Here is a 13449-nt window from a genome sequence, read left to right on the forward strand (position 1 = left end):
AGGCGCGGATCGGCCGCGAGAGAATCCCCCGGTGTTTGTCATCACCTGTGCGAGCTGCGGCGAGCTTCTGACCGACGAACTCCGCCAAGTCCCCTTCCCGCCCACCCCGAAGAAGTTCACGGGTGAGCGCCTGGGCCTGCCCCTGCTGCAGGAGGGCACGTACGCGATCAACCCCGAGACGGGGGCCCTCACCCTGCACCCCGACGGCGCCCCGGGCACCGGCCCGCACACCGGGCCGGGGCGGCAGAACGGCTGCTGCGCGCCCGACGGTCTCGACGGCCCCAACCTCGTCTGTGCCGACTGCGGGGCCGAAGTCGCCACGCTGAAGTCGGATTGCTGGCAGGAACAGCTCGTCGCGGTCATCCCGGAAGCCGTTGAGGTCCATTGGATGGGCCCCTGAGGCGACGGACCCGGCGCGGCCTGCGCGCTCGCACGGCCGGCCCCGGCCGACGCACCACCCGTACCGACCCGGTCCGGTCGGTCCTGGGCGACCACGGAATCCTCGCTGAGGAGGTCGTCGACCGACTCCGCGGCCGGCCGCCGTCCGCCCTCACCGGTCGCCCCGGTCTGCTGAACCTGGACCACCTCGACTCCTGCGTACGCAGCGGCCGTTCCGCGGGCCGCCCCGACACCGGCCCGGCCGTGCTCCTGAGCCGCCTCGGCATCCGGGACCACACGGTGTCGACGGACGGCGGGACGGCGGCGGCGCTGATCGCCCTCATCCGCGCGGAGGCGCACCCGCACACCTCCTGGGACAACGTCGGCCCCACTCCGAGCACCGGGCCTGGATCGCGGGGGAGGGGGGCGCGCAGGCGCGCGGAGCGACAGGGAGTGGCCCCCGGGCCGAACGGGTTGCTTCCCTCGCGCCGTGCGCGGGAGCCAACCGTCGCGCGGGCAGCATGTGTCCCCTCCGGTGAGAGGGAGGTTCGCATGACGTTGCGTACGGTACGAACCACACTGACCACCCTGTTCGCGGCGGCCGCCATGGTCGCCGCAGCCGGGCTGAGCGCCCCGTCGGCGGCGGCCGAGGCATCCGCCGCACCGCTTCGGGGACATGAAGCGACCCGGGCCGCCGTGCGGGCCGCGGTGAAGGCGGGAGTGCCCGGCGTCCTGGTGCGGGCGCACGACGCGCGCGGCACCTGGCGCGGCGCCGCGGGAGTCGCCGACCTCGGTACGGGGCGTCCGCCGCTCGCGGTCGACCGGTTCCGGGCGGGCAGCATCTCCAAGGTGTTCATCGCCACGGTCCTGCTCCAACTGGAGGCCGAGGGGAGGCTGAGCATGTCCGACACCGTGGAGGACTGGTTGCCCGGGTTGGTCCGCGGCCACGGCCACGACGGCCGCAAGGTGAGCCTCCGCCAACTCCTCAACCACACCAGCGGCATCTACGACTACACCGAGGACCCCGACCTGCACCTGCAGGGCAAGGTCTTCCTCGACCACCGCTACGACACCTGGCGGCCCGAACAGCTCGTGGCCCTCGCCATGCGCCACAAGCCCACGTTCGCCCCCGGCTCCGGCTGGAACTACACCACCACCGAGTACGTCATCGCCGCGATGGTCGTCGAACGGGCCACGGGCCGCAGCTACGCCTCCGAGGCCGAGCGGCGGATCTTCCGACCGCTCGGACTGCACGCCACCAGCCTGCCCGGCACGGGCGTCCGGATCCCCGCGCCGAGCGGGCGGATGTACACGAGGTTCCCCGACGACCCGCAGCACACCGTCCACGACATCACCGAGTTCAACCCCTCCTGGGGCTGGTCCGCCGGCGAGATCATCACCAGCACCGGCGACCTCGACCGCTTCCTCACCGCCCTGATGCGCGGCGAACTCCTCCCCGAAGCACAGCTCGAGGAGATGACGACCACCGTCCCCGCACCCGACTTCGGCGACGGCCAGGACGACGGCCTCGGGATCTTCCGCGCCGAGCTGCCCTGCGGCAAGGTCGTCTGGGGACACACCGGCTTCCTGCCCGGAGCGCAGTCCATGGCGTACACCACCCGCGACGGACGCCACCGCCTGGTCGTCAACTTCAACACCGACTGGGCGGGCGACACCGACGCGGCCGCCTCCGTACTCCTCGCCGAATTCTGCGGAACGACCCCTCCGGCCACCCTCACCCGGTGACAGCAGCAACCGCACCGCGCGGCTGTCCGTCCGGCGGGGCCTGACACGATGACGCGAGGGAACAGGTACGTCAGGCCGTCAGCCCAAGGTCACCGCTGGAGCCGCAGATCGGCTTCTCCCGCGCGGTGCGTTCGGGACCGTACGTCGCCGTCGCGGGAACGGCACCGATCGGGGACGACGGCTCCACCGTCGGCCCCGGCGACGTCTACACCCGGACCGTGCGGTGCCTGGACATCGCCGAGCGCGCGCTGCGGGAGGCGGGCTGAGCAGGGGGGGGAGTCCGGGGGCACGGGGAGCACCCGGAGTCCGGGGAACACGGGGACAGGGGCCACCCGTACGTGCGGGTGACCACGTGGCCGTTGCCGCCGCCGGGCAGCAGTAGGCGTCTCGCGCCGAGGGCGCGGAGCACCGCCAGGGTGCCGGAGCCGGAGGTGGCCCTGTCCGACTTCGACGGGGACGGGGGCTGCGATCTCGCCGTCGGGGGCGAGCCAAGCCGCATGCCCGCCCCTGCGTGGCGCCACCCCGCGTCAGCCGACATGATCCGCCGGACAGGCTCTGGGGCCGCCCGGACGGGCGGGGGCCGGTCCCGGCAGGACGCCGCTGACCGGAGGCCTTGATGCCTACCGCGGCGGGCTCGACGCCGCCGCCCCCTCGACCTTCTTCACCACCGTGTCCTCCGGCCCGAGGAGACGCCCGTCGGCGGAACGGGCCTCCAGGGTGCGAAGCGGGCGGCCGTCGCGGAGGTCCACCAACTCCGAATGCGGTTCGCCGGACGCGAAGAAGTGGCTCTCGCCCCACTGCCGCAGCGCCACGATGACGGGGAAGAGGTCCAGCCCCTTCGGGGTGAGGACGTACTCGTGGTAGGCGCTGCCGTCGGACGCCGGTACGACGTCGAGGACGCCGCCCGCCACGAGGCCGCGCAAGCGGGTCGACAGGATGTTCTTCGCCACGCCCAGGCTGCGCTGGAACTCGCCGAAGCGCCTGCTGCCGTCGAAGGCGTCCCGCACGATCAGCAGCGACCACCAGTCGCCGATCGCGTCGACCGACCGGGCGACCGGACAGTCGCTCTCGTCCAAGCGGGTCCGTCTGACCACGGCGGTCTCCCTCCACGAGCTGATGGTTGCAACATGCTACCAGTCGGGGCTACGTTTCCTGCCTGGTAGCAACATGCAACCACCAATCGGAAAGGTGTGCCGTGACCTCCTGCGACGAAACGACCCGGGTCGGCGACGCGACTGGGGACCCCGAGGTGACCCGCGGCCCCGGGGTGGCCCGGGACCCCGAGGCGCCCCGGGCCGACGAGGCGACCGGGCGGGCCCCGGCGCCCGCGCTCTCCCGCCGCACCACCCTGCTCTTCGCCCTCGCCGGGGCGGTGGCGGTCGCCAACGTCTACTTCGCCCAACCGCTCCTGGCCACCCTGAGCGCGGACTTCGGAATCAGCGAGGGCGCCGTCGGGGCCATCGTCACCCTGACGCAGATCGGCTACGGCCTCGGCCTGTTCTTCATCGTGCCCCTCGGTGACCTGCTCGACAGAAAGCGCCTCATCCTCGTCCAACTCGTCCTGCTGGCGCTGGCATTGACCGTGGTCGGCGTCTCGGGAACGGCGTCGGTCCTGCTCATCGGCATGAGCCTGATGGGCTTCCTCGCGGTCGTGACCCAGTCCCTCGTGGTCTTCGCCGCGTCGCTGGCCGGACCGGCCCAACGCGGGCGCGTGGTCGGCCTGGTGACCAGCGGCGTGGTCATCGGCATCCTGCTCGCCCGCACGGCCTCCGGGCTCCTGGCCGACCTCGCGAGCTGGCGGGCGGTCTACCTCGCGTCGGCGGCGCTCACTCTCGTCCTCACCCTGGCCCTGCACCACGAGCTCCCGCACCGGACCACGCCCCGTCCGGACCTCGACTACGGCCGGCTGCTCGCCTCGACGGTCAGCCTCTTCACCCGGGAACGCGTCTTCCGCGACCGCGCCCTGCTGGCCCTCCTCGTCTTCGCCGCCTTCAGCACGCTGTGGAGCTGTGTCGCCCTGCCGCTGAGCGAGCCTCCCCAGTCGCTGACGCACACCGCGATCGGCGCCTTCGGGCTCGTCGGGGCGGCGGGCGCCCTCGCCGCCGCCCCGGCCGGGCGCCTGCACGACCGCGGCTTCGCCCAGCGCACCACCGGCACAGCCCTCGCCCTCCTCGTCGCCTCCTGGCTGCCCTTGGCCTTCACCCGTGAGTCACTGTGGGCCCTGGCCGTCGGCGCCATCGTCCTCGACCTCGCCGTCCAGGCCGTCCACGTCACCAACCAGAGCCTGATCTACGGCCTCCGCCCCGACGCGGGCGGCCGACTCATCGGCGGCTACATGGTCTTCTACTCCATCGGCAGCGCCACAGGAGCACTCGCCTCGACCACGGTCTACGCGGCCGCCGGATGGGGAGCCGTCTGCGTGCTGGGCGCCGCGATCAGCGCCGCGGCCCTCGTCCTGTGGGCGGCGACCCGGCACAGGGCGCGGGCCTGAACGACCGGGGGTCCGGGACGGGGAGCGCACTGCCACGGTCACGGGCCGACCAGTCACTTTGTGTTATCCTCAACCGTTTGTACGGTGCCGAGGCGAACGGATTCCGCAGGTCAGGGTCAGGCTACTGACCGCGGTGGTGGCCGCTCACTCCTTACTCCTCGCTCCCCGTTCCATTCCTGCCGGGCCTTCCTCGGTACGTCCCTCATACGGAAGGCTCGTCATGAACCACCCGGACCACCCGGACCGCGCTGACCACAAGGACCGCCCGCAGCGCCAGGCCGACCCGGGCCGCCCCGGCACCCCGCACAGCGCCCCCGCCGAGCCGGAGGCCGCCGCCCCCGCCGCGCCCCCGGTGACCTCCTTCGCCGACCTGGACCTGCCCGCCCCGGTGCTGCGCGCGCTCGAGGAGCGCGGCGTGAGCGAGCCCTTCCCCATCCAGGCGGCCACGCTGCCCAACGCCCTCGCCGGACGCGATGTCCTGGGGCGCGGCCGCACCGGGTCGGGCAAGACGCTCGCCTTCGGCCTGCCCCTCCTCGTACGGACGGCCGGGCGGCGCGCGGACGCGAAGCAGCCCCTCGCCCTGGTCCTGGTGCCCACGCGGGAGCTGGCCCAGCAGGTCACCGAAGCGCTGACGCCGTACGCCGAGGCGCTGCGACTGCGGATGGCCACCGTCGTCGGCGGCATGTCGATCGGCCGTCAGGCGGCCGCGCTGCGCGAGGGGGCCGAGGTCGTCGTCGCCACCCCCGGCCGCCTGCACGACCTGATCGAGCGCAAGGCCTGCCGCCTGGGCCGGGTGCGGATCACCGTCCTCGACGAGGCCGACCAGATGTGCGACATGGGCTTCCTGCCACAGGTCACCGAGGCGCTCGACCAGGTGCACCCCGACGGCCAGCGCATGCTGTTCTCGGCCACCCTCGACCGCGACGTCGACCACCTGGTCCTCAGCTACCTCCACGACCCCACCGTCCACTCGGTCGACCCGGCCGCGGGCGCCGTCACGACGATGGACCACCACGTCCTGGTCGTGCACGGCCCCGACCGGTACGCCGTCGCCACGGAGATCGCCGCCCGCGACGGCCGCGTCCTGCTGTTCCTCGACACCAAGCACGGCGTCGACCAGCTCACCCGGCACCTGCGGGCCAGCGGCGTGCACGCGGCGGCCCTGCACAGCGGCAAGTCCCAGCCGCAGCGCACCCGGACCCTCGCGCAGTTCAAGAACGGCCAGATCACCGTCCTCGTGGCGACCAACGTCGCGGCCCGGGGCCTGCACGTCGACGACCTCGACCTCGTGGTCAACGTCGACCCGCCCACCGACCCCAAGGACTACGTGCACCGCGCGGGCCGCACCGCCCGGGCCGGCGAGCGCGGCAGCGTCGTCACCCTCGTCCTGTCGGGCCAGCGCCGCGAGATGAGCAAGCTGATGGCCGAGGCGGGCATCCGGGCCAAGACCACCAAGGTCCGCTCGGGCGAGGCCGAATTGAGCCGCATCACCGGAGCCAAGGCCCCCTCCGGCACCCCGCTCGACGGCGGGGTGGCCGCGCCCCGGCCCAAGAACACCAACCTGCCCTTCCGCGGCCTCGGCACCAGCAAGGACACCTCGCGCGGCACCGGAGGCGGCGGCACGGGAGGCAAGGGCGGCCGGAAGTCCGGCAAGTCCAGCGAGGCCCGCAAGCTCGCCGAGGCCCGCAAGGCGGCCCGGGTGCGCCGCGGCGGCTGACCCGCCCGCACCAGGACTTCGGCAGGCATGCGACAGGACTTCGGTACGCGCTCCGCACGCCTGCGGGCGGAGCGAGCCCACGACCGGTGAGCGAACGCCCTGCCCCGTTCGCGCCATCCCCCTGACACCAGGGGCGAGTTCACGGCGTACGAGCGGCCGCGTCCCGGCTGTCCGAAAGGGCACCTTGCGGGGCGCCCCGGCCGCTTAGTCCGCTGATCAAGCGGCTAGCCTCCGTACGCATGACCGATCTTCAAATTCCTGACCAACTTGCGGACAAGGGCGCGAGACCCCCGGCCCGCCGTGTCCTGTGGTGCGCCGCGGGCGCCACCGCGGCGCTGCTCGTCGCCGACCTCGGTACGCGTGCGTACAACCACTACGACTCCATACCGGCCATCCGCAAGTTGGTGAACGTCGACGTCGAGGCCAACCTGGCCACCTGGTGGAACAGCACGCTGCTGTTGGCCGTGGCTGGCGTCGCCCTGCTTGCCGCGCTGCTCAGTGGACCCGACACGCGCCCAGGGCGGCTGTCCTGGCTGGGCCTCGCCGCCGCGACCGCGCTGCTCAGCGTCGACGAATCGGTCTCGCTGCACGAACGCCTCGGCGAGGTCGGCCAGTCGTGGAAGGAGTGGGCCGGGGGATCGCTGCCCACGCACGCCTGGGTGCTGCCCGGCGCGCTGCTCGCGGTGACGGGCACCGTGATCGCCGTGCTGTGGGCACGCAAGCTCCCACGTGACCTGCGGAACGGGATCCTTGCCGCACTGGGGGTGTATCTGGGCGGGGCGCTCGTGACCGAGGCGTTCAACGGCTGGGCGCTGGAGAACGGCCACCGCACCGTGCTCATGCTGGGAACGCTCGTCGAGGAGGGCCTTGAGATGAGCGGCTGCATCGTCGCCCTCGCCGCCCTCAGCCGGTATGTGATCTTCGAGCGTGACCCGGCGTCAGGGCGCGCCACGGTGAGGCTTCGGGACAACTAGGGCGGACGGCCAGGGGGCTGTGTCCGGGCCTTGGACGGCGGTGGGGGCGGCCCCGGATCCTCAACAACGGTGGGAGTCGAGCCATTCGTCGCCGTTCCACAGGACGGGCATCGCCCCGACCGGATCGAACCGGATGCCGGGGTCGTCGCTGTGGACCAGGGCGAAGAAGCGGCGCCGCCCCACCGCCGCACGGCGGGCCAGGACGGCGATGACGTCGAGCAGGCTGTGGGCGTCTTCGGGGCACGCGGCGGCGAAGCGGTCGTAGCCGGTGAAGGACAGGACCAGTCCGGCGCCCGCGGGGGAGTCGTCGTAGGAGCCGGAGAGGGCCACGTCGCCCAGGCAGTCGTTCAGGGCGGACAGGTTGTGGCCGTAACAGGAGGGGAACCGCAGGGCCGCGGCCAGGCCCTGGTGCATGTGCCGGGCGGACGTCCAGCCGTCGGCCGGGATGCGGACGACGCGGAAGCCGTGGTCCTCGAGCCGCTGGACGGCTTCGTCGAGAAGCCCGCGCCGCCAGAAGAGCGTGACGAACGTGCTGATCGTGTACGGGAGGTCGGGGCGCCGCGCCCTCAGGTCGTCCGGCGTGGGCGTCCGCGCCGGGTCGGCCTTGAAGGCGTCCAGGAGCCGGAAGAACTCGTCGACCGGCGTCGAACCGGCCGGTGTGCGGCGTTCGATCTCCGCGGCCCAGGTGAGGGAACTTTCCGTCCCGTAGTGCCCGCGGAGCCAGTCGGTGAAGTCCTCCTCGGGCCAGAAGGCGAAGGGCTCGCTCCCGGCGTGCACGGCGAGCGCCAGGCGGTACCCGGCGAGGAGGGACTGCAGGTGCTGAAGCGAGCCGCCAGGCAGCCACGCACCGGGCCGCAGTCGGATCTGCTCCAGGACGTCGTACACGTCGGAGCACCCCCGCATGGGGCCGAGGGCGTCGACGGGGCTGTGGTCGGTCGGCATGGGGCCAGCCTACGGAAGCGGATCTTCGCGCCTTGCGGCAGCCGTGGCCCGGGGGCAGCACAGCCGAGCGCTGGGGCGGGCACCCCTCGGCGCCTCGCTGCGCCGTCGAGGATCGCGGCCACGGTGAGTCGGCCGGCGCCCTGCCCCGCGCCGGGCGGGCTCGCCAACCACAGCGCGGAGCCGGTGGGGCGCGGAGAGGCGAGGCCATGGCAGGACAGGTGGACCACGGACACCGGTGACGGACCGCCGGGCAGTACGGCGAGCAGCTCCTCCGGCATGCCCTCGGCGTCTCGGGGCTCGCCAGTGGCGACGAACTCGCCGTAACGGAGCGCCTCGGGGGAGCAGACGGAGCACAGGGCTGCCGTCTCCACCTCGGCCCAGGGCAAGGTCAGTTCCGGGTCGGCGACGAGGACCTGCCGCCCGGCGGCAGGAGGCATCCGGCTCCGGTATCGCTCCAGGGGCGGGCCGCACGGGGCCATCAGCTCGGGCAGGGGACGTGCGGTCGGGCCTGTGCCCGGGCGAAGGATCAAGGCGTAGCCGGGGAGCGGGCCGTCAGGCAGGCGCGTGCCGGGCACCAGGTAGACCAAGGCGTCGGTGCCCGTGGCGGCGAGGCCGGAGGCCAACTTGGTCACATCCGCCGCCCCCGCCAACTGATGGGCGTTCGGGGTGTTCTGAGCTCCCAGGCCGGCGCCCGGCGCCCTCAGCGCCTTGCGCCGCAGACCGCCGGGGACCGGCGGATCATCGATCGGCAGCGGTGCTGGATCCTCCGCGGGCGCGGGTGCCGGCTCCCCGAAGGGTGCGTCTGGTGCGTCCTCGGGCGGCAAGGGCGGCGGAATTCCGTCCGTCCCGAGCCGGGGCTGGTCGGCGGGGGCCTGGGCGCGCCACTGCCGGGCCGACTCGGGGTCGCCTGCGGCGTCGAGGAGCTCGGGGACGCCCCGGGACACGGCAGCGGCTTGAAGCACAGGGCACGCCCCTTCTCCAGGTCGGCCACCGCGTCGGCGGGACGCTGGGCGCTGACGGCGACGAACGCCAGCCGCCGCGCCAGTACGGCACCGCTGAGGGCCGCCGACAACCCGTGGTCGGACCCGGCCTGGAGCAGCACGTCGGCGGCCAGTTCGCCCAGCGCCTCGCGGGTGAACGCCACGAACGCCCTCGCGTCCGCGTCGGCATGGGGGCCGCCCTGCGCGGCACGCCCGATGCGGGCTTCGGCCAGCTTCGCCAGGACGTCCGCGCGGCGTGTTCTGCCGCGCTCCGCGACGAGGAGCACGCGGGCCCGGGTCAGCTCGGTGATGGCCTCGTCCAGCTGTGCCGGTGTGCCCTCGCCGCCCCGCACGGCGAGGAACAGCCGCAGGCCGAGCGTGGCGCGCAGGTGGTACTCCTGCTCGTAGTACGTCTCCGGACGTGCGAGGTCCCGACGGATCTCGGCAATCGTGAGTCCCAGCGCGTTCGGCTCCGAGCTCTCGGGCACACCGCTCAGCGGGTCGGTGATGTGCCCTGCCGGCGGCGGCCGCGGTCGCGCCTCGTCCACTTCCTCCGAGGCCGGCGGCGCACCGCCCGGGCCGTCCAGCAGCCGTCGGATGTACCCTGCACGTTTCTGCCCCTGGTCCGCACAGCCGATCTGCCCAGCGCGGCAGCACGGCCCATCCGCACAGCCGAGAGGTCAGCACCGTTGAACACCGGCAGCTACTACGAGCCCATCGACGCGCACCGCTACAAGCCCACCCTCCACGCCGGTGGCGCCTGGAGCGCGGACGAACAGCACTTCAGCCCGCTCGGGGGCCTCATCGTCCACGCCGTCGAGCGCCATCTGGCCGACCGCCCGGGCAACGGCCTCCTGCTGTCCCGGATCAGCTTCGACATCCTCGGGCGCCCCGCCCTCGACGAGTGCGAGATCCGCGTCGAGACCGTCCGGCCGGGCCGCACCATCGAACTCGTCGAAGCCGTCGCGCTCATCGGCGGCCGCTCCGTCGTCCGGGCCAGGGCCTGGCTGCTCGCGCCCGTCGACACCACCGCCGTCGAGGGCGGCGCCGCCGACCGGCTCCCGCCTCCTGACGCGCTCACGTCCTGGGAGATGGGCTCCGTGTGGCCCGGCGGATACATCGCCTCCGTGGACGTCCGCCCCCTCGCGCCCCCGCAGCCGGGGCGCACCACCGCCTGGGTCTCCACCGCCCTCGACCTCGTCGCCGGACAGACCGTCAGCCCGCTCGCGTCCTACCTCGCGCTCGTCGACACCGCCAACGGCATCGCCGTACGCCGGCCGCCCACCGCCTGGATGTACCCCAACGTCGACCTGACCGTGCACCTTCACCGCCAACCGAAGGGCCGCTGGACCGGCCTGGACACCACCGTCACCTTCGGCCCCACCGGCCAGGGCATCACCAGCACCGTCCTGCACGACCTCGACGGCCCGGTCGGCACCGCGCAGCAGATGCTCACCGTCCGCCCCCTGTAGGGCTGTTCAGGAGCGGGGGACCGGCTCCTCCGGTGGACCGAGAGCGATGTCAGAGCCCGCTGGTAGCGTGCCGCGTCCGAGCCGAGGATCTTGGGAAAGGGCGAAAGCCGTGCGGGACGTGACATGCCACGAGGTGGGGGAAGACCACCTCTCCCGGGCTCTGGACGACATCACCGGGCGCACCTGGGAGCGGTGGCGCTGGATGCGGTACGACGATCCGTCGCCGAGGAAGATGCGCGGGACGGGGGACGAACTCCTCGATCACGTCGCGGCCCGCACCGTGGCGGGCGGCGCGCTCGACGAGACCGCGGCAACGGCGCTGCGGACCGCCGCGGAATGCTTTCTCGGGGAGCTGAGCGTCGGCTGCTTCCCCGGCGGCGACCAGGAGGTCCTGCTCCCGCTCATCGAGGAACGGCTCAGCAGTGACGACATCGGGTTCGCCGACGTCGTCGCGTACGGCAGCGGGACCGGAGAGGGCCCCTCGGCCCGGACGTGGCTCGACGCCTTCGCCGTGTGCGTGGTCAGCGGCCTCGTGTGGGACTGGCAGCGGGTGACCGGGCTGCTGCTGAGAAGCGACTACGCGCCCGCGATCCGCGACGGGGTGCCGTACTCGACGCTGCCCTCGAGGTCGGATCCGGCGGACCTCGCCGCGATGGACGCGCTGTGCTGCTACCTGAGCGAGGCGAAGGGACACCTCCCGCGCGACTGGCCCACCGTGCCGCTGTGCAAGCCGGACGCCGACGAGCGCGCCGAGGCCGCCCGGCAGCTGGACGGAGCCGGGGCTCTCCCACCGGACCACCGGCTCCTGCGCGTCCTCATCGACGACGACCAGGACGCCTTCGAACAGGCCCTGGAGGCCCGGCTCGTCGAGCACAGGGACAGCGTCGGCGCCGACCCCGCCCCCAGGACCCTGCTGCCGCTCGGCCCTCTGGTCCTCGCCGCCCTCGCGGTCCAGACGCACGGGTGGGAGCTGCGGGTGCGCTCCGGATATCTGCCGGGCGACCTGGTGGGTTCCCCGGGCGCGCTGCGGCAGGCGGCCGACTCCGCTGCGAACGGCCTGGGGAAGTGGGCCGCGAAGTAGCCGCTGCGGGTGCGCGGGCGGACGCCCCGCGCGCCCGCGGTGCCCGCGCGTTCTTACCTGGTTCTGTCATTGCTCTGCCGTCCCTCTGAAGTGGCCCCGCCACTGTGGTGCCCACAGGAGAGGAGCAACGATGACCTACAAGAACACGGTGCGGCGGACGGTGCTGGCAGTGAGCATGCTGGCCCTCCTCACCTCGGCGACACCCGCGGCGGCGGCCGCGCCGACCGAGCGGAGCGGCAACCCCACGTGGTGCCCCACCGTGGACGACCACCGGGTGGACTGCGGGTCGGTGACCCGCCCCCTCGTGGCCGGGAAGCCGAAGCTCGGCACGATCGACGTGAGCTACGCGGTCGTACGGCACCGGGGTCCCGGCGCCGCCAAGGGGACCGTGGCCGTGAACCCGGGCGGCCCCGGAGAGGTCGCCGTCGACCGGGCCGCCGAGTTCGCGACGGGCCTTCGCACCGTGCTCGCGGACCACGACGTCCTGCTCGTCGACCCGCGGGGCACCGGCAGGTCCGAGCGGATGCCCTGCGGGGTGAGCGACGTCGAGTACCGCTTCGGCTCGCGGCAGGAGCAGCGCGACGCCGTCGCCCGCTGCGCCCGCAACCTCGGCCCCAAGGCGGAGGGCTACACCACGGCGGCCACCGCCGACGACATCGACGCGATCCGGGCCCGCCTCGGCGCGCGGAAGCTCACCCTGTACGGGCTGTCCTACGGCACCTACCTGATGCCGGTGTACGCGAGCCGCCACCCCGAGCGCGTGCGGTCCGTCGTGCTGTCCGGGGCGTACCCGCTCGGGTTCGACCCGCTCGTGCGCCCCAGCGCGCAAGCCGTGTCGCTGGCCCTGCGCCGGATCTGCGACCGCTCCGTCCCGGCGGCCTGCGACGGCGACAAGGCCGTGCGGGACCTGCGCACCACGGCGGCGCGGCTGCGGCAGCGCCCGATGGACGTGCGTTTCGAGGCCGCGGGGGCCGAGCGCCGGCTGCGCTTCACCGAGGGCCAACTCGCCAACCTGCTCTTCGAGGCGGCCAGCAGGGGAGCGGGCGCCGTCCCGCGCGAGCCCTCGCTCCTCGGCCGCGTGCCGCACGCCCTGGACCGCTTCGTCCACGACGACCCCGCGCCGCTGCGGCGCCTCGTCAAGGAGGAGGCCTCGTCGGCCGGCAAGGAGGACCAGGCGCCGTACGTGGCGGTGGTCTGCAACGACTACCGCAAGGCGTGGTCCACGCGGGCGTCGAAGGCCGAGCGGTGGCGCCAGTACCGCGCGGCGCTCGCGGCCACCGAGCCCGGCGAGCACGGGGCGTTCAGCGCCAAGGGGTTCACCGAGGGCCCCACGGACGGCGGTGACGTGTGCATCGGCTGGCCCCGCAGGAACACCGCGAGCCCCCAGCCCACGCGCCCCGAGATGCCCGACGTACCGGTCCTGGTGATCTCCGGTGACCTCGACGCCAACACCCCCGACGCCAACGGCCGGGCCGCCGCACGCCAGTTCGCCCGCAGCGAGTTCCACTCGGTCCGCAACGTGGGCCACGTACCGGACCTCGAACAGAGCGGCTGCGTCACAGGAGTCACCGGCCGTTTCGTCCGGACCGGCACCCCCGGCGACACCTCCTGCCTGAAGAACCTCCCGCCGATCGCCGTCGCCCCCGTGCGCCACTGACCGGGCCACCG

General features: G+C 73.5%; 12 protein-coding genes. 9 read left to right on the plus strand and 3 right to left on the minus strand.

The annotated features are described in order from the left end of the window. Nucleotides 1-31 precede the first annotated feature (31 nt). The 3 genes from QUY26_RS38865 (at nt 32) to QUY26_RS38875 (ending at nt 2390) form a co-directional block, all read left to right on the plus strand. The gene (locus QUY26_RS38865; protein WP_289955176.1) at nt 32-400 is read left to right on the plus strand and encodes a hypothetical protein; all 369 of its coding nucleotides are present in this window, start codon (nt 32-34) and stop codon (nt 398-400) included. Between the two features lie 530 nt (nt 401-930). After that, nucleotides 931-2124 (plus strand): serine hydrolase domain-containing protein, encoded by a 1194-nt coding sequence (locus QUY26_RS38870; protein ID WP_289955178.1) that lies wholly within the window; start codon nt 931-933, stop codon nt 2122-2124. Between the two features lie 125 nt (nt 2125-2249). Continuing rightward, nucleotides 2250-2390, plus strand: a complete 141-nt coding sequence (locus QUY26_RS38875) for a hypothetical protein (protein ID WP_289955181.1) — start codon at nt 2250-2252, stop codon at nt 2388-2390. Nucleotides 2391-2744: 354 nt separating this feature from the next. On the opposite strand, the gene QUY26_RS38880 is transcribed toward QUY26_RS38875, so the two are convergent. Continuing rightward, nucleotides 2745-3218: a winged helix-turn-helix transcriptional regulator gene (locus QUY26_RS38880; RefSeq protein ID WP_289955183.1), complete on the minus strand. Its 474-nt coding sequence runs from the start codon at nt 3216-3218 to the stop codon at nt 2745-2747. Between the two features lie 254 nt (nt 3219-3472). On the opposite strand from QUY26_RS38880, the gene QUY26_RS38885 reads away from it, so the two are divergent. The 3 genes from QUY26_RS38885 to QUY26_RS38895 all read left to right on the plus strand — a co-directional run bounded on the left by QUY26_RS38885 (nt 3473) and on the right by QUY26_RS38895 (nt 7306). Then, nucleotides 3473-4615 carry an MFS transporter gene (locus tag QUY26_RS38885; protein ID WP_289956387.1) on the plus strand — a complete coding sequence of 381 codons (1143 nt, stop codon included), beginning with the start codon at nt 3473-3475 and terminating at the stop codon, nt 4613-4615. Between the two features lie 220 nt (nt 4616-4835). Further along, nucleotides 4836-6332 carry a DEAD/DEAH box helicase gene (locus QUY26_RS38890; RefSeq protein WP_289955184.1) on the plus strand — a complete coding sequence of 499 codons (1497 nt, stop codon included), beginning with the start codon at nt 4836-4838 and terminating at the stop codon, nt 6330-6332. 239 nt (nt 6333-6571) lie between these two features. After that, nucleotides 6572-7306, plus strand: coding sequence for a hypothetical protein (locus QUY26_RS38895; protein WP_289955185.1), 735 nt, complete (start codon nt 6572-6574; stop codon nt 7304-7306). 60 nt (nt 7307-7366) lie between these two features. Here the strand turns inward: QUY26_RS38895 and QUY26_RS38900 are convergent, their stop codons facing one another. Together QUY26_RS38900 and QUY26_RS38905 are read right to left on the minus strand one after the other, a co-directional pair. Next, nucleotides 7367-8248: a barstar family protein gene (locus QUY26_RS38900; RefSeq protein ID WP_289955186.1), complete on the minus strand. Its 882-nt coding sequence runs from the start codon at nt 8246-8248 to the stop codon at nt 7367-7369. 700 nt (nt 8249-8948) lie between these two features. After that, on the minus strand, nt 8949-9716 hold the full coding sequence (locus tag QUY26_RS38905; RefSeq protein WP_289955187.1) for a hypothetical protein: 768 nt from the start codon (nt 9714-9716) through the stop codon (nt 8949-8951). Between the two features lie 201 nt (nt 9717-9917). Here QUY26_RS38905 and QUY26_RS38910 point away from each other — a divergent pair, with 201 nt between their 5' ends. From QUY26_RS38910 to QUY26_RS38920, 3 genes are all read left to right on the plus strand, one after another. Continuing rightward, a complete protein-coding gene (locus QUY26_RS38910) occupies nt 9918-10700 on the plus strand; it encodes a thioesterase family protein (RefSeq protein WP_289955188.1) in 783 nt (260 codons plus the stop codon). A gap of 109 nt (nt 10701-10809) precedes the next feature. Continuing rightward, a complete protein-coding gene (locus QUY26_RS38915; RefSeq protein ID WP_289955189.1) occupies nt 10810-11781 on the plus strand; it encodes an immunity 49 family protein in 972 nt (323 codons plus the stop codon). A 130-nt stretch (nt 11782-11911) separates the two neighbouring features. Continuing rightward, nucleotides 11912-13438 carry an alpha/beta fold hydrolase gene (locus QUY26_RS38920; protein WP_289955190.1) on the plus strand — a complete coding sequence of 509 codons (1527 nt, stop codon included), beginning with the start codon at nt 11912-11914 and terminating at the stop codon, nt 13436-13438. Nucleotides 13439-13449: the final 11 nt, after the last annotated feature.

Origin of the sequence: Streptomyces flavofungini, assembly GCF_030388665.1 — a bacterium.
In the GTDB taxonomy this organism is placed as follows: domain Bacteria; phylum Actinomycetota; class Actinomycetes; order Streptomycetales; family Streptomycetaceae; genus Streptomyces; species Streptomyces flavofungini_A.

Bases quoted from the DNA above. Each gene is read 5' to 3' on its own strand.
- QUY26_RS38900 (WP_289955186.1), bottom strand. From the start codon at position 8,248: ATGCCGACCGACCACAGCCCCGTCGACGCCCTCGGCCCCATGCGGGGG.
- QUY26_RS38920 (WP_289955190.1), top strand. From the start codon at position 11,912: ATGACCTACAAGAACACGGTGCGGCGGACGGTGCTGGCAGTGAGCATG.
- QUY26_RS38895 (WP_289955185.1), top strand. From the start codon at position 6,572: ATGACCGATCTTCAAATTCCTGACCAACTTGCGGACAAGGGCGCGAGA.
- QUY26_RS38890 (WP_289955184.1), top strand. From the start codon at position 4,836: ATGAACCACCCGGACCACCCGGACCGCGCTGACCACAAGGACCGCCCG.
- QUY26_RS38870 (WP_289955178.1), top strand. From the start codon at position 931: ATGACGTTGCGTACGGTACGAACCACACTGACCACCCTGTTCGCGGCG.